This window comes from Nonomuraea wenchangensis (assembly GCF_900111685.1).
GTDB lineage: Bacteria > Actinomycetota > Actinomycetes > Streptosporangiales > Streptosporangiaceae > Nonomuraea > Nonomuraea wenchangensis.
Genome location: NZ_FOHX01000004.1, coordinates 230,737 through 252,556 on the forward strand (window position 1 = coordinate 230,737; position 21,820 = coordinate 252,556).

The following is a 21,820-nucleotide window of genomic DNA, read 5'->3' on the forward strand; positions in this document are numbered from 1 at the left end:
CCGGCCCGTCGCTTGACCATCCGCCCCTGGCCCACACCTGGATACGCTGAGAAGATGACTGCCCCTGGCCGACGCCCCCGCGCTCACGTGCTGGCCAACGTGCCGTTCCGACGGCTCTGGACGGCCATGTCGGTGTGCAGTCTGGGTGACTGGCTCAACATCCTCGCGCTGACCGCCCTGGCCGCCAACCTCACCCGCGGCTCCGACTACCGCGTGCAGTCGCTGGCCGTCGGCGGTGTCTTCGTCGCCAAGATGCTGCCGGCCGTGCTGCTCGGGCCGCTGGCCGGCGTGTTCGCCGACCGGTTCGACCGGCGGCTGACCATGGTCGCGGCCGACCTCGCCCGCTTCGCTGTGGTGCTGTCGATCCCGCTGGTCGGCACCTACCAGTGGATCATCGTCGCGGCCGTCCTCGTCGAGTGCATCAACCTCTTCTGGGTGCCGGCCAAGGACGCCACCGTGCCCAACCTGGTGCCGAAGACGGAGCTGGAGGCGGCCAACCGGCTCAACCTGCTGGTCACCTACGGCACCGCGCCGATCGCGGCCATGCTGTTCGCGGCGCTGTCGGTGGCGGGCGACCTGATCGCCGGGCTCGCGCCCGCGCTGACCGGGCCCTACCTCGCGCTGATCGTCAACGCCTGTGCCTATCTGGTGTCGGCGTCCCTGATCTTCACGCTGCGCGACATCCCCAAGCGTGACAGCGGGGTCTCCACGCCCTCCGTGCTCAAGCAGGTCGTGGAGGGCTGGCGCTTCGTCGGCCGCGACCGCCTGGTCCGCGGGCTGATCATCGGCATGCTGGGGGCGTTCGCCGCCGGTGGGGCCGTGGTGGGCGTGGCCAAGATCTACGTCGGCACGCTCGGCGGCGGCGACGCGGCCTACGGTGTGGTGTTCGCGGCGGTCTTCGTCGGCATGGCGCTCGGCATGTTCTTCGGGCTGCGGCTGCTGCGCGAGCTGTCGCGGCGGCGGCTGTTCGGGCTCGCCATCACGGTCGCCGGGCTGGTGCTGGTGGCGATCGCGCTGGTGCACAACCTCGTCATCGTGGTCATGCTGACCGTGCTGCTCGGCGGGTGCGCGGGCATCGCCTGGATCATCGGCTACACGCTCATCGGGCTGGAGGTCGAGGACGGGCTGCGCGGCAGGACGTTCGCGTTCCTGCAGTCCACGGCGCGGGTGACGCTGCTGCTCGTGGTGGCCGTGGCTAGCCCGCTCGCGGCGCTGTTCGGCGAGTACAACGTGGCGTTCGGCGCGCTCGGCTACCGCTTCGACGGCACCAACCTCGTGCTGGTGGTCGGCGGCGTGCTCGCCATGACCGTCGGCCTGCTCGCGCTGCGCCACATGGACGACCGCAAGGGTGTCCCGCTGGCGGCCGACCTGATCGCCGCCGTGCGGGGCGACCGGTTCCCTGCCGAGGGGTCCGAGCAGGTGCCGGGGCTCTTCGTGGCCTTCGAGGGCGGCGAGGGCTCGGGCAAGACCACCCAGTCCCGTACGATCGCGATCTGGCTGCGCGACCAGGGTTACGACGTTGTGCAGACGCGCGAGCCCGGCTCCACCAAGGTCGGCATGCGGCTGCGCGCCATCCTGCTCGACGCGGCCGAGAAGGGGCTGTCGGCGCGGGCGGAGGCGCTGCTCTACGCTGCCGACCGGGCCGAGCACGTGGAGAAGGTGATCCGCCCGGCGCTTCACCGGGGCTCGCTGGTGATCACCGATCGCTACGTCGACTCGTCCCTGGCCTACCAGGGGGCGGGGCGCGCCCTCGCTCCCGACGACGTCTCCAAGATCAACGCCTGGGCCACCGGCGGCCTGGTGCCGCACCTGACCGTGCTCATCGACACCCCGCCCGAGGTGGGGCTGACCCGGCTGGGCGGCGCGGTCGACCGCATCGAGGCCGAGCCGCTGGAGTTCCACGAGCGGGTGCGCAAGGAGTTCCGCGCGCTGGCCGCCGCCGCGCCCGAGCGCTACCTCGTGGTCGACGGCACGCTGCCCATGGACGAGATCACCCGTCAGATCCAGGACCGCATCCACGAGCTCCTGCCCGACCCGGTGCCCCGGGAGTCCGAGGACATCACCGGCACGATGCCCGCCATCCGCGACTAACCTTGCCTCGTGACCGTCTTCGATGACCTCGTAGGCCAGGACCAGGCCGTCGCGGTGCTGTCGCGCGCCGCGACGGCGGCCGGGGAGGTCGTCGCGGGCGGGCGCGGCGCGGGCATGACGCACGCCTGGCTGTTCACCGGCCCGCCCGGCGCCGGACGCGAGGACGCCGCCCGCGCCTTCGCCGCCGCGCTGCTCTGCCCCGACGCCGGCTGCGGCCACTGCGACCAGTGCCACCAGGTGCTCATCGGCTCCCACCCCGACCTGGAGGCCGTACGTCCCGAGGGGCTGTCCTACAGCGTCAAGCAGACCCGCGAGCTCATCCTGCGCGCGGCCGGGGCGCCGACGCAGGGCCGGTGGCGGGTCATCCTGTTCGAGGACGCCGACCGGGCCACGGAGTCGGCCGCGAACGCGCTGCTCAAGGCCATCGAGGAGCCGCCGCCCCGTACGGTGTGGCTGCTCTGCTCGCCCGCCCCCGACGACCTGATGATCACCATCCGGTCCCGCTGCCGCCTGGTGACGCTCACGACGCCCGGCACGGAGGCGGTCGCCCGGGTGCTCTCCACCCGTGACGGGGTGCCGTGGGAGACGGCGGCGTTCGCCGCCCGCGCCGCTCAGGGGCACATCAGCCGGGCGCGGGCGCTCGCCCTGGACGACGCCGCCCGGCAGCGCCGTGAGGCCGTGCTGGGCATCCCACGCTCGCTCACGGGGGTGGGTGAGTGCGTCTCGGCGGCCGAGCGCCTGGTGAAGACCGCCGAGGAGGAGGCCGCCGCCGCGACGGCCGCGCTCAACGACAACGAGACCGCCGAGCTGCGCAGGATCTACGGCGAGGGCTCCACGGGCAAGGGCCTCAACCGCGGCCTGGTGCGGGGCGGCGCCGGCGCGCTGAAGGAGCTGGAGGACCGGCAGAAGTCGCGGGCGACCCGGATCAAGCGCGACTCGCTGGACGCCGCGCTGCTGGAGCTGGTGTCGTTCTACCGCGACGTGCTCGCCGTGCAGTTCGGAGCGGGCGTCGAGCTGGCCAACGACGACCTGCGCTTCGATCTCGACCAGCTCGCGAAGAAGTCCACGCCCGAGGAGACATTGCGCCGGATTGATGCGATCATGCAATGCCGTGAGCGGCTGGCGGCGAACGTCAACCCGCAGATCGCGGTCGAGGCGATGATGCTGGCGCTGCGCTGATCGCGTACATCCTTCTGGAGGGCTCAAAGCTCATGCGTGCGGTGTTACGAGGGTTGCTGGGCGTCGCTCTGGTGGCGTCGGCGGTTGTGGCGGTGAGCTCGCCGGCTGGCGCCGTCGGCGACGCCGAGTGGGAGATTCGGGTCTTCATGTGCTCCTCCCCGTCCCTGATCGGCTGCGAGAAGCGCACGGCCACGGGGGCTCAGAAGCGGGCGGTTCGTACGCTGCTGGAGGGCCTGCCGGAGGTGGAGGAGGTGCGTTTCTTCGACCGGGCCGGCATGTATGCGAGCTTCCGGCGCGATTTCGCCACGAACAAGCCTTTGCTCCGGGAGATCACGGCGAAGGACTTTTCCGAGGCGTTCGTCCTGCGGGTGAAGGAGGGCGCCGACCGGGAAAGCTTGGTCCGGACCGTCAATGCCCGACCCGGCGTGGCCTGGGTCAGCGACGCGGCCGCGGGTCAGCGGGATCATCTGTCCTGGACGAGCGAGTGGGACGGGAGCATCTTCCTGTGCACCGCCGGTTCAGCCGCGAAACCGTGCGTCAAGGGCCGGGGTGAGGCGAACAAGAAGGCGGCGACGGCCCGGGAGCGGGCGGCCATGGTGGCGGCGCTTGCCAAGGATCCCGCGGTCCTGTCGTACGTGTTCGAGGATCAGCGTACGGCGTACGAGAACTTCAAGGACGACTTCGCCGGCAACGAGGCCCTGCTGTCCATCAGCGAGATGAGGGACATGCCGGAGTCGTACCGGTTGACTCTGCGGTCAGGGGCCGACTGGAACACCGTGACCAACCGGATGGCGCGAATGCCGGGGGTCAGCTGGGCGACCAACGCCAGGTGCTTCGAGACGGTCGCCAAGTTGGCGAGGGAGTACGGCATCGATTCCGCCAGCCCTCTCGTCGGGGACGGTTCTCCCGACGCCTGCGTGTCCGGAACCGGCTGACCGCCCGAGCAGCAGACGGGCTCGCCGGGCGTCTCTGATACGTGGAAGTCGAACTACTCACCCAACAAGAGGCCCTGGCACGGCAGAGGGTCGACGTGGCGTCGATCTTCGCCGAGCACCACGTGGGTCTCGTCCGGCTGGCCCTCATCATGGTGGGCGACCGGGCGACGGCCGAGGACGTCGTCCAGGAGGCGTTCACCCGCACCCATGCCGGCCGGGGGCGGCTGCGCGACGCCGACAAGGCGCTGGCGTACGTCCGGTCGGCGGTGCTCAACGGATGCCGGTCGGTGCTGCGGCGGCGGGCGACCGTGTTCCGGCGGGCGTTGCCGTACGAGCCGCCGGTCTGGTCGGCGGAGAGCGCCGCGCTGCTGGGTGAGGAGCGCCGCGAGGTGCTGCTCGCCCTGCGCGAGCTCCCCCGCAGGCAGCGTGAGGCGCTGACCCTGCGCTACTACTTCGACCTCGCCGACCAGGAGATCGCCGACACCATGGGGGTCGGCGCGAGCACGGTGAGGTCCACGATCGCGCGGGGGTTGGCCGCCCTCGCCAGGGCACTTGGGGAGGACGCATGAACAGCCCGGTGGAAGAGCGACTGCGGGCGGCCCTGGCGGAGGCGGGCGCGACCATCGACCCTGAGACGCTCCGGCCCCTGCCCGCGCCCGCCCGGCGGCGCACGTGGATGGACGCCCGGCTGCTGGTGGTGGGCGCTGCCGCGACGGCCGGCGTCGCGGCCACGGCCGTGGGACTGTCCCTGGGCTCGGGGGACGATCAGATCGCGGTCGCAGAGCAGGCGCGGATCGAGCCCGGTAAGGCCGATATGACCATCATCATGTGCTCGACCAGCGCTCTCGTGGTCAAGGAGCCTCGGTGCGGAGGCCGCGACGCCACCGCCGCGCAGGTGTCCGCGGTTGAGCGGGCTGTGCGAGGGCTGTCGCAGGTCGAGGCGGCGTACACAGTGGATCAGCAGCGCGCCTACGACGACTTCCGCGCTGATTTCGCGCACAACCTGCCGATGCTGGATGCGGTCAAGGCCGCCGACCTGCCGGTGTCGATCCGGTTGACCCTGAAGCAGGGGGCGAACCATCGCGAGGTGGAGACATCCCTTCGCGCGCTGCCCGGGATCGGTGGGGTCACCGAAAACACTGCGACCGAGGAGGTGCTGGAGTCGCGTTCGGAGATGCTGGTCAACGTGTTCCTGTGCGGCAAGGGGTCACCGCTGCCGTCCTGCGGCGGGGAGCGCAAACCGGACGGGTCCATGGTCGTAAAGGAGGGCAAGGCGGCGACGAGCGCCCAGAAGAACGCCCTCAAGAAGCTGATCGACGGCATGCCCGAGGTGAAGTCGTACACGTTCGAGGACCAACAGGCGGCGTATGACAACTTCAAGCGCGCGTTCGTCTCGAACAAGACTTTGATGAAGAGCACCAAGGTGTCGGACATGCCGGAATCTTTCAGGGTGGTCCTCAAGCAGGGGAGCGACTGGGCCGCGCCGGTCGCCACGCTGAGACGCCAGCCCGGCGTGGCCAGCGTCTTCTACGTCCCCTGCCAGAAGGACACCATGCTCGCCCTCAGCCGTTACGGGGTGCACTCGCCGGAGGACAAGGTGTGCTCGCCCGGCAGCTGATCACTCCCGCCCCCTGACTTTCGGCGCACCTGCCCACGTAATGTGGGCAGGAAGGCCGGAACGACCTAGGCGTCAGGAGGCGAGCGCGAGCCCATGGGAATGATCATGGCCGTGAGCTTCACCCGCTACGGGAGGCTCTACTACCTCGACCCCGGAGGGCACAGCCCCAAAGTGGGCGACAAGGTGCTCGTACCTACCGATTCTGGCCCTGAGGTGGCGGAGTGCGTCTGGGCGCCCCAATACACCAGCGAGGACATCGACGGCCTGCCGGTCTGCGCCGGCCTGGCCGGCGAGGAGCACCTGACCCGCGACGAGACCAACAAGCGCCGCAGGGCCGAGGCGAGAAGCGTGTCCAAGCGCCTGATCAAGCGGCACACCCTGCCGATGAAAGTGGTCGGCATCGACTACCTCGACCAGGACAACGTCTACACCGTCTACTTCTCGGCCCCGCACCGCGTGGACTTCCGCGCGCTGGTCCGCGACCTGGCCCGCAACCTGCGCGCCCGGGTCGAGCTCCGCCAGATCGGCCCCAGAGACGAGGCCCGCCTCCAGGGCGGCATCGGCCCCTGCGGCCGCGACCTGTGCTGCGCCACGTTCCTGAAGGACTTCGAGCCGGTCTCCGTACGCATGGCCAAGGACCAGGACCTCCCGGTCAACCCGCTCCGCATCGCCGGCGCCTGTGGCCGTCTGATGTGCTGCCTCAAGTACGAGCACCCGCTCTACCAGGAGTTCCGCGCCTCCGCCCCGCGCGTCGGAACGAACGTGGAAACCCCGGAAGGCGCCGGCACGGTGGTGGGCCACAACGTGCCGTCCGACTCGGTGGTCGTCCGGCTGGCGGATGGAGGCCGGCGATGCTCCTGCTCGAAGGCCAGCGTCTGCTCGCCGCGCAAGCAGCACGACGCGATGTACGGCGACGGGCCCGCGTCCTCGTAGGGGGCGCGTGTTCTGTCCGGAGGCGCGTGGTTGTGGGGGGAGCGAGGACTGTCCGGGCTCCTGTAGACTTTTCACGCTGCATGGCACCCGCCGCCTTAGCTCAGTCGGCCAGAGCACTTCACTCGTAATGAAGGGGTCTGGGGTTCGAATCCCCAAGGCGGCTCCCAGCTCAAAGGCCCCTCGCGATGATCGCGAGGGGCCTTTTGCTAACACTCTTGCTAACAGCAAGTGGCGAGGACTTCTACGTGACTTCAAGTGAGCTGGGCTGATTAGCTCTGGCGGCTCGTTCGGGGGCGAGATCGCGGAGGGCTTGATCGAAATCTTCCCTGACGTCATCAAGCCTTCGGGCGTCCAGGCTGACGGTCTCTGTGTATCCCGCGTACGGCATGGCCGAAGGGTGAACGCCGTAGGGCAGCCCAAGTGCCGACCAGTTGCTTAAGACATGGCGCTCCACGGCACGGGCCTGCCGACCTGACATGAAGATCGTAGTGAGCAAGGTCCAGCCTGTGCTCTCGTGCAAGGCGATGCGTCTGCTGCCGACCTTGGCTATGCCAATCTTCGCAGCAGCCAGGGTCGGGTGAACCATGAGGTAAACCAGGGCGTCATCGTCTGCCTTGATCCCGAAAGCCCCACAGTTCAGACACGCGCCGGTACCGGCGTGCTTGATGTTGTCTAATGTCGGCTTGATCTCCGCCCGGCAGTTCTCGTTGAGACACCGTGCTCGCCATGGAGTTTTGACCTTCGAATACGGGACAAGGGGCTCAGCTCCTGCGAGCCTGAGCAGGTCCACAGCTTGTTCTGGTCCGATCGGGCCGTTCCGCCTGCAAGTGTCGCAACACTTGGGCTGGCCCTGCTTGATCGCCTTTCGAACACTGCTCAACGTGGGGGACGTCGTACCGCCGCAGTTACCGCAGGTCGATTCCCAAGGGACGCGGTTGCCTGGGTACGGCACCTTGGGCGTCAGCCCGCGTATTGCCATGACCGCCCGGGCTTCCTCCTCCGTCTTCTTCTCTGAGCCGCTACAGGGGCGGCAAGGACCCTGCTTGGACCCGGGCGAGCAGACATTCCCGTACTTCGGCTTACCGGGCTTCTTGCATGTGGCGCAGTAACCAGGCCAGGGCTTGTCGGCTCCGGGGAACGGGACGGTGGGGATCCAACCCTTGGCGCGTATCCGCGCCTCAGCAACCTTCGGGTCCAGTGGTGCTGGCATCGCAATGTCTCCGACGATCGTAGGGGAGTAGAGAATCGCATGAAGGACTGACACTTCGCGATCAATGCGCCTAGCCGTATGGCGTGATCACGCCATACGGCTAGTCAGGAATGGTCACCCCGGCTACTCAATGGTCTTGGCGAAAATGTCAGCGGCGGCGGTCTCCGCTGACCGGATCACGTGGGCATAGACGCGCAGGGTGATCGCCGGGTCGGCGTGGCCGAGGCGGGCGGCGACGACGTGGACGGGGACGCCGGCCAGGAGCAGCAAGGTCGCGTGGACGTGGCGTAGGTCGTGCAGGCGGATCACCGGTAGTGGGTCGGTGGCGGTCTTGTTGCGGGCCTCGATGAGCTTGCGGGGCAGGCCGGTGACGGTGGTGGGGTAGATGGGGCCGCCCCACGCCGTCGTGAACACGGTGTCGTCGGTGCCCTTCCAGGACTCGCCGGCGCGGGCCTTCTCGGCTTCCTGCGCCTTCTGGTGTTCGCTGAGGACGGTCACTGTGGTGTCATCGATGCTCACCACGCGTGTCCTGCCGCTCTTCGTGGTGCCCTCGACGCGCTGGCCCTCGACCACGCCCACGGAACCCTTGATGGTGATGCGCTTGCCGTCGAGGTCGATGTCCCGCCAGCGGAGGTTGAGCAGTTCACCGCGACGGGCACCGGTGTACGAGGCCAGGTGGAAGAAGGCGTGGAGCCGGTGTGTACGGGCCAGGGTGAGGAACGTGCGGAGTTGGGCGGCGGTCCAAATCGTGCCGGGGCCGTCGAGGTCCGCTCTTGGACGCTTGGCCTTCTCTACCGGGGAACTGCTGATGAATTCGTGGACGAGTACGGCGTCGCGGAAGGCGCGGCGGAGGATCGCATGGGTGTGGGTGACTGTTGAGACCTTGAGCGGCTTGCCGTCCTTGCTGCCCTTGGCCAGAAGGTCGCGGTAGAGCTTGGTGATCGTGGACGGGCGTACCGCTTGCAGACGCATCTTGCCGATGTACGGCTTGACGTAGAGGCGGAGGCCGGTGCGGTAGTCCTCCAGGGTGCCGGGCTTGATCTCCATCGCGTGATCTTCTATCCACATGTCGAGGTAGTCCGAGACGGTGATCTCGTTGCGGTCTACGTACTCACCACGGCGGGCGTTGACACGAGCTTCGTCGCGGGCGGCCTTGGCGTCATCCTCGCTGGCGAAGCCGCCAACCCACTTGGGCTTGCTCTCCCCGGTTTCTGGGTCACGGACCCTGATCACGTACGACCAGGTGGTGCCGCGCTTCATGACGCCGTCGCGCAGCTTGGGCGCCTTCTTCTTACGCGGCTGCTCGTCCGGAGTGCCGACGAGGGTCTTGGTCATACAGCGACCTCCTTCCTGGTCAGGTGGGTGATGTAGTCGGTGAGGGCAGCAACAGGGATGCGGCGGGAGCCGTCGATGCGGATGGAGGAGACCGCGCCCGTGGCGAGCAGTTGGTAGAGCTTGCTGCGGGAGATGGCTAGGGCTTCGGCGGCTTCTGGGACGGTGAGGAGGAGCCGGGTCATGGGCGGCTCCCTGCGGAGTGCTGTGGCGTCGGCGATGGAGTGCCGGTGATGGCGGCTGCGAGGAGGGCGTCTCCGGCGGAGTGGCCTTTGCCGGCGTACTGCCATTCGCTGATGACGAGGACGGCGTCTTCGTCGAACAGGGGCAGGCGGCCGGTGGTGATGTCTTCGGCTCGTGCGTGGTGTTCGCGGTCGGCTCGGATGTCGCCGAGGGTGGTGGAGTAGTGGCGGGAGCGGGTGGAGAAGTGGCCGCGGAAGCCGAGCATGTGGGCCCAGTCGGCGAGGCGGAGGTCCGCTAGGTCTGGCTCTTTGCCGAGGTTTAGGCAGGTGGTGATGAGGCGGCGGGCGTGGGTGCGGAGGTTGTATGCCTCCAGGTTGTCCAGTGGGTTGATGCGGCGGTCGAGGGTGCCGACGCATTCGGCGGCTTTGGTGGCGTACTTGGCGATGTAGCCGGCTACGGCTTGGTCGGTGAGGTCGCCGTTCATGGTGATGGGGCGGGTGTCGAGTTGGTCGCCCCAGCGCAGGATGCGTTCGGGCTGGTCGGCGTGGGCCGGGGCTTTGGCCGTTACTGCTCTTGCTGCGTGTTGGATGGCTTGGGTGAGTGCGTCGGCGGTCGCCCAGGGCGGGGGTGGGGCTTCGGGGCCGCTGGGGCCGTCGAGGCGGATGACGGCGTGGAAGTGAACGACGCCGCGCCGTTGGTATTCGGCGACTTTGGCGAAGGAGAGGGTGAGGTGGTGGCGGAAGTCTTTGAGGAGGAGGCCGCCTTGTTTGGCGAGGTGGCGGCGTACGGAGTCGGCGAAGCGTTTCCATAGGAGTGGGGCCAGGGCGTTGAACAGGACGGTGCCGGTGTAGTCGTAGCAGTCGGGGCAGAGTGGTTCGCCGAGGCGGGGGTCGTCTTTGCTGTGGCGGGTTGTGCAGGACATGGTGCGGCCGTGTGGGCAGGTGGGTGCGTTGCGGCGGGGGTGGCAGGGCTGGGTCTTGCCGTTCTTCTTGTGGCGGGTGTGGACGGCTCCGAAGCTAGGTGCGGTGAGGGTGATGAACAGGGTCGGGTGGCTTGTGACGGTTTCGGGGACGCCTTTGCCGCCGACGAGGCCGGCGCGGATGAGGTGGTAGGTGTCGGCGCGGTAGGTCTCGGCGCAGGTGGGGCAGCGGGAGGCGCGGCGGGTCTTGCATGGGACGCGTAGGACGCCGTCGGGTTCGTGTTTGGTGGTGTAGCGGTGCAGGAGTTGGCCGGTCGCTTTGTCGTAGTGGTCGATCTTGCCGCGTAGGTGGATGGGCTGGCGGCAGTCGCCTGTGGCGCGGATTTGGGTTGCCCAGCGGTCGTAGTCGGGGTGGTTGAGGCGGGCGATCATGCCTGCTTTGGCGTGCGCGGTGGTGTGGGTTGTGGGCAAGATGGTGTTCTCCTTTCGCTCGTTCGGGTGAGGGGATGGCCCTCGACCTGGCAGTCGTCTTGGCGGATGTGCGGCCAGGCCGGGGGCGCTGCGCTTTTAGGCGCCGTGGTTGTCGATGCCGGTGCCGTCGCAGTCGTGGCAGCGGGCGTTGTCGGGGTCGATTCCGGTGCCGTGGCAGGTGCAGCAGCGGTAGTGGATTACCTCCTCGGTCATGTGGGTGGCTTTCTGCTGGTGGTGAGGTAGATGCGCCAGTGGTGGGGGCGGGCGCGGTCCGGGTAGGCGCGGGAGACGCCTATGACGGTGAAGTGCAGGCGTAGGCGGAACAGGGCGTCGATGATCTCGGCTCGGGTGCCGTCGATGCGGATGCGCATGAGCGGTGCTCCTGGTCAGGCGGTGGGTACGGGGTCGGGCTGGATGCAGCCGTGGTAGCTGCTTTCGGCTTCGTGGCGGGCGCGGGCGGCGGCCAGTACGGCAACGGCGCGGTACTCGATCGGGCCGAACATGCGTGAGGTGGCGTAGTGGCCGCGCGAGGCGCTCTCCTGGTTGATGTCCGAGCCGAGGACGGGGGCGATCTGGTCGATCTCGGCGCTCTGGGCGGCGTCGCTGTCTTGGTTGGGGAAGTAGTAGACGGTGATGTAGGGCGGGACGGGCAGGTCGGGGTGGGCTTCGAGGAAGGCGGCCAGGTCGAGCAGGCCGTTGATGACGGCGGTGCGGTCGTCGTACTTCATGGGTGGGTTCTCCTCTCAGGCGGTGCGCAGGGTGCGCATTAGGTCGGTGGCGAGTTGACTTGAGACGCCCAGGTGAGCGCGTAGGGCGTCATCGGTGATGGGCTTGCCGTGCTTGGCTTCGTGGTCGTCGGCTACGCGGCGGGCGTAGTCCACGAGTGCGGGCGCGAGGGCCTTGGTTGGCTCGTCCTCGGCTTGGGTTTGTTGCGGGACGAGTTCCGGGGTCTCTGCGGTGGGAGTGGGGTTGGCCGCGCGGCGTTCCAGCATGGAGATGGCGATGAGGAAGGCGGCGGCTGGGGTGGCGGCGGTGATCCAGCCCCAGATGGTTGGGTCGGCTTGGGCGAGGTTGGCGGCGAGCGATAGGGCGATGCCGCCGGTCAGGACGAGGACGGGCCAGGTGATCGGGCCGCGCCGGGTTCGGCTGGTCTTCTTGTCGCGTTGGCGTTCGCGGGCGGCCATGACGCAGGTCAGGTCGATGCAGACGGCGACGGCCCAGGACATCCAGCCGGTTTGGCCGTGCTGGCTGGCGGTGTCGCGGATGTGGGTGAACGATCCGGCACCTGCGATGACGGCCAGGACCATAACCGGGCCGGTGTCGAGCAGTCGGCAGGCGTAGCGTCGCATCGTTCCTCCCTTCGTTCAGGCGTTGACGGGCTGAGGTAGGTGAGTGGTGATCTCGTCCCAGGACGGGGTGAGGTGGGCGTGGGTACGGGCGGCGCGTTCGGCCGTTTGCTCGGTGACGTAGAAGGAGCGGGCGCGGTACCACTGGCCGTCCTGGCCTGCGACGATGGCGACGCCGGGTGTCTCGGCGGCGATGGAGCGGGCCGAGACCAGGGCGGCCGGGTCGAGGTCGCCGAGGGTCATGGTGGCGGTCTCTGGGTCGTTGACGCGGTGGCAGATGCGGCCCGAGCACTGGGCGCGCAGGGCGGTGACGCCGGGGCCGAGGTCGGAGCCGATCCTTTGGCCGCAGCAGAACAGGTAGATGCCGAAGGCGCGGCCGAGCTGGGCGACCCGCAGCAGGGCGGTGGAGGTTTTGGCGATCTCGTCTTTCTCGGACTTGTCGGCCATCAGGTACAGCTCGGCCAGCTCGTCCACCAGGACCACGATCGGGACGGGGCGCAGAGCGGGCGGGAGTTGCCAGATGTTGCGGGCGCCGGCCTGGCGGCACAGGCCCATGCGGTCGATCATCAGGCCGACGAGTTCGGTGAGCAGGCCGACCGATTCGGCGCGTGAGGTGGCCAGGGCTGACAGGCGGGGTGCGTACGGGGTGAACTCGACTCCGCCTTTGAGGTCGAAGCCGACCAGGGCGACGGGTTGTGGTGCGAGGCCGACGATCAGGGCGTTGGCGAGGTTGGACTTGCCGGACTGGGTCGCTCCCGCGTTGATCCAGTGCGGCACGGTGCGGAAGTCGATGGTCCACGGTTTGCCGGTCTCCAGTCGTCCCACGACCACCTTGAGCAGTTCGGGTGAGGGCGGGAGGTCGTCCACTTTGACCAGTGGGTCGCGCATGGTGGCCATGAGGATGACGCGGCCGGGCCGGGGTGAGGAGACGCGGATGGCGTGGACGCCCCAGGAGTGGGCGAGGCGTTCGGCGGCGTCGGCGTAGTCGCCGGGTGTCTGGCCTTCGAGGGTGTGGAGGGTGACGCGCCAGCCGTGCCGGGTGGGCAGTGGTAGCCACATGAACGGTTTGGTGTCCACGGCGACGCGTTGCCACCTGCGGCGTACGCGGACGATGCCGGTGGAGGCGATCGCGCCGGGCACGGTGGTGAACCACCAGCGCTGCCGCTTCTTGGTCAGGCCGCAGCCGAGGGCCACGCGCCGCCATGAGGCTCGGACGGTCAGGGCGACCAGCGGGAAGCCGCACACGAGCCAGAAGGATGGGCGGTGGTAGCGGCGCCAGGCCCACAGCCCGGCCGCGACGGCGGCCAGGACTGCGAGCACGTACAGCGCGTCACGCATCGGCGGCCTCCCGTACGGGGAGCAGGGCGTTCGCGCGGTAGGCGATGCCCCATCGGCCAGCAATCTCCCAGACGTAGCCGAGCAGGCCGATGGCGTTGACCTGGTCGCCGACGCTGATGGGCGGTTCGCCGGTGATGCCGATCTTGACGAGTTCGATCCGGCCGAACTCGTCCTCGACCGAGACGGTGACCTCGTAGACGGTGTTGCCGTTCTTGTCGGTCTTGATCTCGCCGGTGTCCTTGTTGAGCACCCGGGGACGCGGGGCTTTGACGCAGGTGATGGCGAGCTTGCTGACATCCACAGGGATCGGGACGGAACGCATGGGCTGTGACCTCCTCTTTCGTTGCGAGCAACATAGTTAACCTAGTTGTCTCGGTTGTCAATGTTCCCTCGGTTGGCCAGGTCGAACATTCGTGGTGAGATAGATGGGCGATGGTCAGACACACCGGGCAGCCCGCCTACCTCCAGATCGCCGACGACCTGCGCGCGCAGATCCGCGGCGGGTCCCTTGCGCCCGGCACTCCGCTGCCGTCCACGGCCAAGCTGGCCGAGCAGTACGACGCGTCCCTATCGGTGGTGAAGCTCGCCGTCGGCGTCCTGCGCACCGAAGGGCTGGTGATCGGGCAGCAGGGCAAGGGCGTGTTCGTCCGCGATGCCGAGGAGCCGCCGGCCCGTAGTGACGAGCTGGCCGAGCTGCGCGCCACCGTCGAGGACCTGTCGCGGCGGCTGGCGAAGGTCGAGGAGCAGTTGGCTACGTCCACGACACGCCGTTCCGGACGTAGCAGCCGGTGACCTTGCGCGCCAGCGACGCCGAGGCCCCGGCCGGCGCCTGACGCAGGCTGAGCCGCTTGTCCTCGCGGCGGATGCCGACCAGGACGGTGACGTACCCGGCCAGGAGCGCGACGCCGAGCAGTCCGGCGATGATCAGCGGGATCGTGGTCATGCCCACACCACCCCCGCCTGAGCCGGGCCGCGCGGGGGACGGCGGGTCTCCGAGCGGCGGTTGCGGCGGCTCCTGGCCCGCTCCTTGCGCGCCCAGCGAGCCCGCGCCAGGCACTTGCGGCAGCGGGTCTGCCCGTCGGTGAGGGCGTTGCCGCACTCGCAGGCGGGCGTCTCGCCCGGGATGGTGATCTCAGTGTTCATAGGTGCATCTCCTCCTTCGGTCGGTGCCGTTGTGGCGTTGTGCAACCGAGGATGCGACGCAGCGTTAGGACGAGATCACTACACGACGGGACATGTTCAAGACGTCCGGCCTACGATGGCCAGGTCCCGGGACGTCCCCTTGGAGCAGGTGAGATGGCGAACGAACGGCTACGCGCGGCGCTGTTGCAGAAGGGCGTGAGCGTCGCGGATCTGGCCGAGGCGATCGAGGTCGATCCCAAGACCGTCGAGCGGTGGATCACCAAGGGCCGCGAGCCGTACCGTAAGCATCGGTTTGCCACAGCTTCGTACCTGGGTGTGGACGAGACGTACCTGTGGCCGCAAGCCCTGTCCCGCGAACAGGTCGTGGCCGCGTCCGAGAGCGAAGTCCTCGCCGTTTATCCGCACCGATGGGCCGTGCCCCGGGACGCGTGGGGACGTCTGTTCAGCGGAGCGTCCGAAGAAATCGGCGTGCTCGTCTACAGCGGGTTGTTCCTCGCCGACGACGCCGCCATGGTGCGCCAACTCGGCGACAAGGCGCGAGCCGGCGTACGGGTGCGCATCCTGCTCGGCGACCCCGACTGCGCTGAGGTCGCCCAGCGGGGAGCGGACGAAGGCGTGGGGGACGGGCTGGCGGCGCAGATCCGTACCGCGCTGGTGCTGTATCGGCCGCTGTTCAGGCTGAGCAACTTCGAGCTACGGCTGCACCGGACGATCCTGTACAACTCGATCTACCGCGCCGACGGCGACTTCCTGATCAACATGCACGTGTACGGCAACCGCGCCGCCAACGCTCCCGTCCTGCATCTGCGCAGGGTCGCCGGTGGGGAGATGGCTACCACGTACGGCGAGAGCTTCGAGAAGGTCTGGGACGGGGCCGTCCCCGTAGAGTCCTGATCATGGCCAAGCGCATCGACTACTACGACGACCCCGACGCACCCGAGCCCAACAGCCTCGTGCCGTCCGTCAACGTCATCGTCACCAACGCCGCCGGCGACCTGCTGATGATCCACCGCACGGACAACGACAACTGGGCCGTACCCGGCGGCGCGATCGATCTGGGCGAGTCCATCCCTGCGGCGGCCGTGCGCGAGACGGTCGAGGAGACCGGCATCACGTGTGAGATCACCGGCCTGGTCGGCACCTACAGTGACCCCCGCCATGTGATCCTCTACACCAGCAACGGCGAGGCCCGCCAAGAGTTCTCCATCGTCCTGACCGGCCGCGTTGTGGCAGGCGAGCCGACTCCGAGCGACGAGTCCCGTGAAGTCCGGTGGGTACCCCGTGACGGGGTCCTGTCGTTGCCGATGGACCGATCGATGCGGATGCGGATCGAGCACTACCTAGCCGGCGTCGGCCTGCCGTACATCGGCTAGCGCCGCCTCCACCGACCGCACCGACGACACGATGCACGGCGTGGCATCCGTGATCGACCGGCTCACCACATGCTCCGGCCCGTACCGCGAGTGGATCTCGGCCAGCCGATCGAGCACGTCCAGGTGCCGGCCATCCGGCCCGGTCGTCATGTCGCAGTACGTCAACGCCCGCGACAGATCCACCCGCTCCTGCTCGAACTCCTTCACCAGCACATCCAGCAGATCCCGCTGCCGAGCCTCGTTGTCCGCACACGAGTGATACGCCACCAACCGGCACAGCTGCTCATCCGCCTTGGCCACGTCCCGCAGGTAGCGGGCCCCGTCGAGCTGATGCATGCCGGTGTTGACAAGGTCCGGGGCGTAGCCGATGTCATGCAGCAGACACGCCGCGATCAACGTATCGGTCTCCGCCCCGAGAACCCCGGCCAGCGACTCGGCCTGCTCCGCAACGCCTTGGGTGTGCGCCCACCGCCGAGGCAGCGTCGTCTCCAACAGGTCCTTGGCCAGGCCGTATGCCCATTCGCTATGTCCCACGCGGCCCACGATAGGCACCAAATACGGCCCGAATCACCGCGAGAAGGCTAGACGTCCTGAGACGTCTCCCTGTCCCATATCAGGACGAACCGCCCCCGCCCATGCGCCGCCGCCACCAGCCCTTCCCGCTCCAGCACGGCAAGAGCCTGACGCACCGTGGTCCGCGACGCCGTGAACCGCCGCCGCAACACGGCCTCACTCGGTACCTGAGCACCCGGAGGAAGGTCACCGGCCTTGATCGCCTCCCGCAACCACGCCGCGATCACCTCATACCGATACGAGGTCGGCGTGCCCTCCGCAGCCACCCTGCGTCCCTTGGACGGAACGGTAACCAGCAACCCCTCCTCCTCCAGGACCGCCAGCCCCCGCCGCACAGTGTTCCGCGCCACCCCAAACTCCCGGCACAGCTCCGCCTCAGAGGGCAGCGCCTGACCAGGGGCGAACTCACCCGACCGGATCCGCTCACGCACCCGATCAGCGATCTGAACGTAAACCCGCCCCCCGGTCAGCCACCCCCTCGAAGCCATCGGCTCAGCCGCGGTAAGCATCGAGCAGCTTGTGCAGCTCAACGCGCAGGTCCCCCTGCTCACCCTCCGCCCACCCTGCCTGAGCGGCCTCCTCGATCCGATCCACCGCAGTGGCCATCTGCAGGAACGACACCCGCTCGTCCTGCTGATCCCCCCAGTAGAACCAGCAGAACGGCAGATGCACGAACACCCGCCGCATCCGCCCCCGGCAGTCGGTCACATCCAGTGCCGGCCGCCCCTCCTGCGTGACGACGAACACCCGCGTGACGCCCCGCTCGCCGAGCTGCTCGCTCAGCGCGAGCAACAGCCTCTCCGCGTACGCCCGCTGCTGCTCCTCGATGCTCTGACTCTTGCGCACCCTTGCCCTCCCTGATGTCCGGTGCGGTTCCGTGGGTCGAGCTTGGCTCCGCGCCCCAGGGCAGGAACACCGCAACTAGGGGACGTTTAGGGACGTCTGATGCTAACGTCGCAGCACAGGGTCGTACTGCGAGAGGAGCAGGCCGGTCATGAACAACAACCTCCGCTACGCACTGGCCACAGCCCGCCTCACCACCACCGACGTAGCCGCAGCCCTGGCCGTAGACCCCAAAACCGTCAGCAGATGGCTCAACGGCCGCACCCCGTATCCCCGCCACCGCTGGGCCATCGCCGACCTCCTCAACATCGAAGAGGCCGACCTATGGCCAGAAGCCACCCCAAGGTGTCAACTACTCGCCAACGGCATCCACACCATCTACCCCCACCGCTGGGCCATCCCCCAGACCGTCTGGCGCACCCACTTCAACAGCGCCACCGAAGAAATCGGCATCCTCGCCTACAGCGCCCTCTTCCTCGCCGAAGACCCCGCCATCCACCGCATCATCACCAAGAAGGCGAAGGCCGGCGTCCGAATCCGCCTCCTTCTCGGCGACCCTGAAGGCTCGGAGGTTGCCTCAAGGGGAGAAGACGAAGGCATCGGCGCCGAGGTGATGGCAGCCCGCGTGAAGAACACCTTGGCGCTGTACCGCCCCCTACTCGACGTGAGAGGAGTCGAACTCCGACTCCACCGCACCGTCCTCTACAACTCCCTCTACCGCGCAGACAGCCAACTCCTGATCAACACCCACGCCTACGGCACCCCAGCAGCCAACGCCCCCGTCATGCACCTCACCAGTACTGAGGATCAGGGACCGGCGAACACTTACCTCACCAGCTTCAACCGCATCTGGACCACCGCCCAGCGACACAAGCGGTAGCTCTAACCCCAGCAGCCACAACTACGGCCAGACCAGAAAGCAACTTCTCTCCACGTCATCAAGGCCGGCCCGCCTTCGGCGGCCCGGCATGCGTTGGGGCGGTCGCTGGCCGCGCTGCGGCTCTTCGGCCGGTCGCGGCCAGCGCCGCCAACGCGCTTGACCACCATGATGGGAAGGTACATCTCAAGCGACACGAGGATCAGCATGTCGGCGCTCGACAGGCTGATTATTACGAGCTAGACATAGGTACACGTTTTTCGTCATCTGCGAGTGGCCTGCGCCATAAGCTGGCGTATGCAACGCACCTCCGACTGCAGCGCCTTCTCGTGACTGAGACAAATAACCAGGACAAGCATGAATAGGACCCTCGGTGAAATCCTGCCATTAATAGCCGGACCTAAAAGCTTTATTCTGGCCGCCCCGCTCCAGAGAGGGCGGTAAATGGGCGGCGGCCGGTGGCGGGAAAGCAGAGTTCTTGTAGTCGCCATAGCATTGACTGTAATTGCCGCAGTTCCCGCCGTGCTTACAGCAACCAAGGTAACCAACCCATGGATTCTAGGCGGAGCCGCAGCCGGCGCGGCGATAGTTCTTGTACTTGCAGGAATTTGGCAGGACCGCTACAAAAAGATCGTCTCCTCAAGAGACGATGGATTTCAAAAACTTAGAGACGAATGTCTCACTCTTCGGAATGGCGCCCCTCCCAAGGTGCGGAAAATCAATGACCCCATTGCACTTGGAATTCATCCCTCCATTCCGCTAGCCGATCACGGACAGGGCAAAGCGCACGTACCTCCTTACATTATGAGGGATGTCGATACGGAGCTGCGCTCGAAACTCGAAGCAGGTGGCTTCGTGTTGATCGTGGGGGACTCCACCGCCGGCAAGTCGCGTGCTGCATTTGAGGCCATGCGCCACACGCTTCGCAGTCACACATTGATTGCACCACGTGGGGTAGATGGACTCCGTGTCGCCATCGCTCACGCTTCGCGTTGTCGAAAGGCGGTTCTGTGGTTGAATGACCTCGAATTCTACCTGCGGCCGGGTGGGCTGTCGAAAGCAGATATTGCCCGACTGATTATTGGAAACGGTTCTGCTAAAATAATCCTGGCGACAATTCGTTCGGCTGAGCAAGCACGCCTTTTGCGGGGAGACGCTGATCCTGATGGCCCGGGTCGGCAAACAGAACGCGATGTACGAGAAGTTTTTGAACAAGCGCATCAGATTCGCATGTGGAGGAAGTTTTCCCATAATGAGCTTGACCGCGCCCGCGCGCTGACTGAGGATCCACGCATTGCGATGGCACTTCGGCATAGCGACACGTTCGGCGTAACCGAATACTTGGCCGCAGGCCCGGCTCTTCAATGCGACTATGAAAATGCGTGGGATATTGGGGTCAATCCAAGAGGTGCCGCACTCGTATCGGCCGCTATTGATTGCAGAAGAGCGGGCTTTCTCGGATCTATTCCGCGTGCACTATTGAATCGGCTACATGAGATCTATCTAAACGAGGCGGGTGGTAATCGCCTGATGCCAGAGTCGATTGAGCATGCTTGGGAGTGGGCAACACGCCCTCGATACGGAACCACAGCTTTGCTCGTGGGAGAAGAGGCGGTAGATGTATTTGACTACTTGGTGGACCTAAAACAGCACCAAGAGGATGAGTGGTATGCATCCGAAGAATTCGTCAAGCATGCCCTGGCATACGCGGGGGCTCCTGATTCCCTGGCCATCGGGGAGCATGCCTATTGGGGTGGAGCACTTTCTGCTGGGAAGATCGCGTTTCGTCGAGCTCTGATGCTTTGCGAAAAAGCTAAGGATGCGCAAGGGCAGGCTAATGCACTCAAAGGGCTCGGTGATATTACTTATGCTGAAGGAGACTATGCGGATGCTGCTGGACTATTTCAACGCGCTTGGGCACTGTACGACTCGATCAAAGACTCAGACGGCAAAGCATTGGTGTCCCGAAGTCTTGGCGCTGTAGCTGCTGATAGCGATAAATGGGTCGATGCCGCGCACATGTATATCGAGATTGATAGTCTCTTCCGCTCTGTGAGAGACGGATGGGGTTGCGCACATGTATCAAATGGCCTAGCGGACTTGCTCTATCACAAAAACGACTATGGTCCTCACACTGATCTATATCAGACGGCGGAACGTGTGCGCTATGCAGAAATCCCATGGGCACTCGAAGTTGCCATGAACGATCACAAGCGGCAAGAAGGTGATCTGCCCAACGATGTCAATATTGACCAACTTACAGGCGTGTATACACGAATCTCGAAGCTGTATGGGGAGATGGGGGATTGGGCAGGACAGGGCCATGCCGTAAAGGTTCTCGGCGCCATAGCGGAATGGGTGTCGGATTGGGATACTGCCGTCGGCCACTACGAGAAAGCATGGGGTCTTTACAGGAAGTCCTTGGACGGAATTGCATTTCGTGACAGAGGTGGCTCTGGAAGATCGGCGATCTCCCGTTACTGTGATATGCATGAGCATATAGCCTCTAGTCACTGCAAGAATAAGGAGTTGGACCTTTCGCCGTTTTGGGGAAAGTCTGAAGAGCATCTAGAGATGGTGCGCGATCTCCATCGAGCGGCACGGAATGTTGAACGCACTCGCCATAATTTACAAAATGTCATTAGGCGGATCGAATTGATGTTAGTTGGCGAAGACATTCGAGCACTGGAAGCTAGTGTCAAATCTCTAGGATTGCGTCTGAACGCACAGCCTACTGAGATTGCACTGTCTGGGCGATTGTCTTTGATCGTGCATGAAATATCAAACTGTTCACCCCTGAAGATCTCGCTAGAGTCTTCCACCGCTGAGACTGATATTAGTGGTTGACGGTCATGCGGTTGGTCGACCTGGGGAGAATACCGCGTTGCTGCCGTAACAATCGCCGACTCCGGTGCCTCTTCGTACGGGTGTGGGCCATCGCTCCCGCGACCCTCCTTCGTCGGGTGTTCCCACCGGCCTGGGTGGTGCTGTTTACGACAACGTCGGCTTCGGTCTGCCCATCGTGGTAGCCGTACACCACTGTCTGACCTTGGACTGACCAGACCGATCAGGGTGGTTGCTGCGCCTGAGCGATAGGTCAGGCTGCCGCGCCGCTTCCGGTGCTCGGGCCTGGCGGCCCTGCGCTCCGGGTCGGCTTGCCACCGGACAGGCGGGTTGCTGTGGTCTGCTGTACAGCAGGGAAGTACAGCAACGCCGCCTCACTCAGCCTGATCGTCCCGTACGCCGTCACACGGTTGAGCAGCAGCGCCGGCTCTCGATCACTGCCCTCCGCTTGACTACGGATTAAATGGTTGCGTAGTGGCCGAGGCCGTTACGATCGCGTACTTCGGTGCGCGCCGTTCGTGGCCGGGGCGATCGACGCCAAGCCCTTCCTACGTCGGGATTCGGCACTGGGTGGCCATGGCTGTGGCAGTGCGGGAGCTGACGACAATGGTG

At 66.4% G+C, this 21,820-nt stretch carries 25 protein-coding genes and 1 tRNA gene; 12 read left to right on the forward strand and 14 right to left on the reverse strand.

What is annotated here, in order from left to right; genetic code table 11:
- Positions 1-54: 54 nt before the first annotated feature.
- The 7 genes from tmk (at position 55) to BMW85_RS13535 (ending at position 6,919) form a co-directional block, all read left to right on the forward strand.
- Positions 55-2,091: a dTMP kinase gene (tmk, locus tag BMW85_RS13505; RefSeq protein WP_091081218.1), complete on the forward strand. Its 2,037-nt coding sequence runs from the start codon at positions 55-57 to the stop codon at positions 2,089-2,091.
- A 9-nt stretch (positions 2,092-2,100) separates the two neighbouring features.
- Complete coding sequence (locus tag BMW85_RS13510; protein WP_020540888.1) at positions 2,101-3,270, forward strand: DNA polymerase III subunit delta'; 1,170 nt, start codon at positions 2,101-2,103, stop codon at positions 3,268-3,270.
- A 32-nt stretch (positions 3,271-3,302) separates the two neighbouring features.
- On the forward strand, positions 3,303-4,205 hold the full coding sequence (locus BMW85_RS13515) for a permease-like cell division protein FtsX (RefSeq protein WP_091081220.1): 903 nt from the start codon (positions 3,303-3,305) through the stop codon (positions 4,203-4,205).
- A gap of 95 nt (positions 4,206-4,300) precedes the next feature.
- Positions 4,301-4,774 carry a sigma-70 family RNA polymerase sigma factor gene (locus BMW85_RS13520; RefSeq protein ID WP_245774777.1) on the forward strand — a complete coding sequence of 158 codons (474 nt, stop codon included), beginning with the start codon at positions 4,301-4,303 and terminating at the stop codon, positions 4,772-4,774.
- Positions 4,771-5,823 carry a permease-like cell division protein FtsX gene (locus BMW85_RS13525; protein ID WP_143082262.1) on the forward strand — a complete coding sequence of 351 codons (1,053 nt, stop codon included), beginning with the start codon at positions 4,771-4,773 and terminating at the stop codon, positions 5,821-5,823. Before BMW85_RS13520 ends, BMW85_RS13525 begins: the two co-directional genes overlap by 4 nt.
- Before the next feature lie 93 nt (positions 5,824-5,916).
- On the forward strand, positions 5,917-6,756 hold the full coding sequence (locus BMW85_RS13530; protein ID WP_425434331.1) for a PSP1 domain-containing protein: 840 nt from the start codon (positions 5,917-5,919) through the stop codon (positions 6,754-6,756).
- Positions 6,757-6,845: 89 nt separating this feature from the next.
- Positions 6,846-6,919, forward strand: a tRNA-Thr gene (locus BMW85_RS13535).
- A gap of 78 nt (positions 6,920-6,997) precedes the next feature.
- Here the strand turns inward: BMW85_RS13535 and BMW85_RS48380 are convergent.
- From BMW85_RS48380 to BMW85_RS13575, 9 genes are all read right to left on the reverse strand, one after another.
- The gene (locus BMW85_RS48380; RefSeq protein WP_143082263.1) at positions 6,998-7,546 is read right to left on the reverse strand and encodes a hypothetical protein; all 549 of its coding nucleotides are present in this window, start codon (positions 7,544-7,546) and stop codon (positions 6,998-7,000) included.
- Between the two features lie 543 nt (positions 7,547-8,089).
- Complete coding sequence (locus BMW85_RS13545) at positions 8,090-9,301, reverse strand: site-specific integrase (protein ID WP_245774778.1); 1,212 nt, start codon at positions 9,299-9,301, stop codon at positions 8,090-8,092.
- Positions 9,298-9,483 carry a helix-turn-helix domain-containing protein gene (locus tag BMW85_RS13550; protein ID WP_091081229.1) on the reverse strand — a complete coding sequence of 62 codons (186 nt, stop codon included), beginning with the start codon at positions 9,481-9,483 and terminating at the stop codon, positions 9,298-9,300. The genes BMW85_RS13545 and BMW85_RS13550 overlap by 4 nt, the downstream gene beginning before the upstream one ends.
- The gene (locus BMW85_RS13555) at positions 9,480-10,832 is read right to left on the reverse strand and encodes a replication initiator (RefSeq protein ID WP_091081890.1); all 1,353 of its coding nucleotides are present in this window, start codon (positions 10,830-10,832) and stop codon (positions 9,480-9,482) included. Before BMW85_RS13555 ends, BMW85_RS13550 begins: the two co-directional genes overlap by 4 nt.
- A 248-nt stretch (positions 10,833-11,080) precedes the next feature.
- Complete coding sequence (locus BMW85_RS49535) at positions 11,081-11,242, reverse strand: hypothetical protein (protein ID WP_177240663.1); 162 nt, start codon at positions 11,240-11,242, stop codon at positions 11,081-11,083.
- Between the two features lie 15 nt (positions 11,243-11,257).
- The gene (locus BMW85_RS13560; RefSeq protein WP_091081231.1) at positions 11,258-11,599 is read right to left on the reverse strand and encodes a hypothetical protein; all 342 of its coding nucleotides are present in this window, start codon (positions 11,597-11,599) and stop codon (positions 11,258-11,260) included.
- Positions 11,600-11,614: 15 nt separating this feature from the next.
- Positions 11,615-12,220: a DUF2637 domain-containing protein gene (locus BMW85_RS13565; protein ID WP_091081233.1), complete on the reverse strand. Its 606-nt coding sequence runs from the start codon at positions 12,218-12,220 to the stop codon at positions 11,615-11,617.
- 15 nt (positions 12,221-12,235) lie between these two features.
- Positions 12,236-13,555 (reverse strand): FtsK/SpoIIIE domain-containing protein, encoded by a 1,320-nt coding sequence (locus BMW85_RS13570; protein ID WP_091081234.1) that lies wholly within the window; start codon positions 13,553-13,555, stop codon positions 12,236-12,238.
- Complete coding sequence (locus tag BMW85_RS13575; RefSeq protein WP_043627586.1) at positions 13,548-13,877, reverse strand: SCO3933 family regulatory protein; 330 nt, start codon at positions 13,875-13,877, stop codon at positions 13,548-13,550. Before BMW85_RS13575 ends, BMW85_RS13570 begins: the two co-directional genes overlap by 8 nt.
- 110 nt (positions 13,878-13,987) lie before the next feature.
- Between BMW85_RS13575 and BMW85_RS13580 the strand changes: the two genes are divergently transcribed.
- The gene (locus BMW85_RS13580) at positions 13,988-14,347 is read left to right on the forward strand and encodes a winged helix-turn-helix domain-containing protein (protein WP_091081236.1); all 360 of its coding nucleotides are present in this window, start codon (positions 13,988-13,990) and stop codon (positions 14,345-14,347) included.
- Here the strand turns inward: BMW85_RS13580 and BMW85_RS13585 are convergent.
- Together BMW85_RS13585 and BMW85_RS13590 are read right to left on the reverse strand one after the other, a co-directional pair.
- Positions 14,307-14,498 (reverse strand): hypothetical protein, encoded by a 192-nt coding sequence (locus BMW85_RS13585; RefSeq protein WP_091081238.1) that lies wholly within the window; start codon positions 14,496-14,498, stop codon positions 14,307-14,309. The genes BMW85_RS13580 and BMW85_RS13585 overlap by 41 nt on opposite strands.
- A complete protein-coding gene (locus BMW85_RS13590; RefSeq protein WP_091081239.1) occupies positions 14,495-14,698 on the reverse strand; it encodes a hypothetical protein in 204 nt (67 codons plus the stop codon). Before BMW85_RS13590 ends, BMW85_RS13585 begins: the two co-directional genes overlap by 4 nt.
- Before the next feature lie 153 nt (positions 14,699-14,851).
- On the opposite strand from BMW85_RS13590, the gene BMW85_RS13595 reads away from it, so the two are divergent.
- Both BMW85_RS13595 and BMW85_RS13600 read left to right on the forward strand, forming a co-directional pair.
- Positions 14,852-15,592: a DUF5919 domain-containing protein gene (locus BMW85_RS13595; protein WP_091081241.1), complete on the forward strand. Its 741-nt coding sequence runs from the start codon at positions 14,852-14,854 to the stop codon at positions 15,590-15,592.
- A 2-nt stretch (positions 15,593-15,594) separates the two neighbouring features.
- A complete protein-coding gene (locus BMW85_RS13600; protein ID WP_091081242.1) occupies positions 15,595-16,071 on the forward strand; it encodes an NUDIX hydrolase in 477 nt (158 codons plus the stop codon).
- On the opposite strand, the gene BMW85_RS13605 is transcribed toward BMW85_RS13600, so the two are convergent.
- Genes BMW85_RS13605 through BMW85_RS13615 form a run of 3 tightly spaced genes read right to left on the reverse strand, consistent with a single transcriptional unit; the run spans position 16,039 to position 17,490 of the window.
- The gene (locus BMW85_RS13605) at positions 16,039-16,605 is read right to left on the reverse strand and encodes an HD domain-containing protein (RefSeq protein ID WP_245774779.1); all 567 of its coding nucleotides are present in this window, start codon (positions 16,603-16,605) and stop codon (positions 16,039-16,041) included. The genes BMW85_RS13600 and BMW85_RS13605 overlap by 33 nt on opposite strands.
- Positions 16,606-16,652: 47 nt before the next feature.
- Positions 16,653-17,153: a GntR family transcriptional regulator gene (locus tag BMW85_RS13610; protein WP_342743405.1), complete on the reverse strand. Its 501-nt coding sequence runs from the start codon at positions 17,151-17,153 to the stop codon at positions 16,653-16,655.
- Positions 17,137-17,490, reverse strand: coding sequence for a hypothetical protein (locus tag BMW85_RS13615; RefSeq protein WP_091081244.1), 354 nt, complete (start codon positions 17,488-17,490; stop codon positions 17,137-17,139). The genes BMW85_RS13610 and BMW85_RS13615 overlap by 17 nt, the downstream gene beginning before the upstream one ends.
- Before the next feature lie 148 nt (positions 17,491-17,638).
- Between BMW85_RS13615 and BMW85_RS48385 the strand changes: the two genes are divergently transcribed.
- Positions 17,639-18,367, forward strand: a complete 729-nt coding sequence (locus tag BMW85_RS48385; protein WP_143082264.1) for an XRE family transcriptional regulator — start codon at positions 17,639-17,641, stop codon at positions 18,365-18,367.
- 441 nt (positions 18,368-18,808) lie between these two features.
- Positions 18,809-21,211, forward strand: a complete 2,403-nt coding sequence (locus BMW85_RS48390; protein WP_143082265.1) for a hypothetical protein — start codon at positions 18,809-18,811, stop codon at positions 21,209-21,211.
- Positions 21,212-21,820 lie beyond the last annotated feature (609 nt).

Excerpts from the sequence above, each read along its gene's own strand:
- BMW85_RS13545 (WP_245774778.1), bottom strand. The coding sequence starts at position 9,301 with ATGACCAAGACCCTCGTCGGCACTCCGGACGAGCAGCCGCGTAAGAAG.
- BMW85_RS13600 (WP_091081242.1), top strand. The coding sequence starts at position 15,595 with ATGGCCAAGCGCATCGACTACTACGACGACCCCGACGCACCCGAGCCC.
- BMW85_RS13610 (WP_342743405.1), bottom strand. The coding sequence starts at position 17,153 with ATGCTTACCGCGGCTGAGCCGATGGCTTCGAGGGGGTGGCTGACCGGG.
- BMW85_RS13595 (WP_091081241.1), top strand. The coding sequence starts at position 14,852 with ATGGCGAACGAACGGCTACGCGCGGCGCTGTTGCAGAAGGGCGTGAGC.
- BMW85_RS13530 (WP_425434331.1), top strand. The coding sequence starts at position 5,917 with ATGGGAATGATCATGGCCGTGAGCTTCACCCGCTACGGGAGGCTCTAC.
- BMW85_RS13590 (WP_091081239.1), bottom strand. The coding sequence starts at position 14,698 with ATGAACACTGAGATCACCATCCCGGGCGAGACGCCCGCCTGCGAGTGC.
- BMW85_RS49535 (WP_177240663.1), bottom strand. The coding sequence starts at position 11,242 with ATGCGCATCCGCATCGACGGCACCCGAGCCGAGATCATCGACGCCCTG.
- BMW85_RS48385 (WP_143082264.1), top strand. The coding sequence starts at position 17,639 with ATGAACAACAACCTCCGCTACGCACTGGCCACAGCCCGCCTCACCACC.
- BMW85_RS13515 (WP_091081220.1), top strand. The coding sequence starts at position 3,303 with ATGCGTGCGGTGTTACGAGGGTTGCTGGGCGTCGCTCTGGTGGCGTCG.
- BMW85_RS13585 (WP_091081238.1), bottom strand. The coding sequence starts at position 14,498 with ATGACCACGATCCCGCTGATCATCGCCGGACTGCTCGGCGTCGCGCTC.
- BMW85_RS13570 (WP_091081234.1), bottom strand. The coding sequence starts at position 13,555 with ATGCGTGACGCGCTGTACGTGCTCGCAGTCCTGGCCGCCGTCGCGGCC.
- BMW85_RS13560 (WP_091081231.1), bottom strand. The coding sequence starts at position 11,599 with ATGAAGTACGACGACCGCACCGCCGTCATCAACGGCCTGCTCGACCTG.
- tmk (WP_091081218.1), top strand. The coding sequence starts at position 55 with ATGACTGCCCCTGGCCGACGCCCCCGCGCTCACGTGCTGGCCAACGTG.
- BMW85_RS13575 (WP_043627586.1), bottom strand. The coding sequence starts at position 13,877 with ATGCGTTCCGTCCCGATCCCTGTGGATGTCAGCAAGCTCGCCATCACC.
- BMW85_RS13550 (WP_091081229.1), bottom strand. The coding sequence starts at position 9,483 with ATGACCCGGCTCCTCCTCACCGTCCCAGAAGCCGCCGAAGCCCTAGCC.
- BMW85_RS13565 (WP_091081233.1), bottom strand. The coding sequence starts at position 12,220 with ATGCGACGCTACGCCTGCCGACTGCTCGACACCGGCCCGGTTATGGTC.
- BMW85_RS13525 (WP_143082262.1), top strand. The coding sequence starts at position 4,771 with ATGAACAGCCCGGTGGAAGAGCGACTGCGGGCGGCCCTGGCGGAGGCG.
- BMW85_RS13555 (WP_091081890.1), bottom strand. The coding sequence starts at position 10,832 with ATGATCGCCCGCCTCAACCACCCCGACTACGACCGCTGGGCAACCCAA.
- BMW85_RS13580 (WP_091081236.1), top strand. The coding sequence starts at position 13,988 with ATGGTCAGACACACCGGGCAGCCCGCCTACCTCCAGATCGCCGACGAC.
- BMW85_RS48390 (WP_143082265.1), top strand. The coding sequence starts at position 18,809 with ATGGGCGGCGGCCGGTGGCGGGAAAGCAGAGTTCTTGTAGTCGCCATA.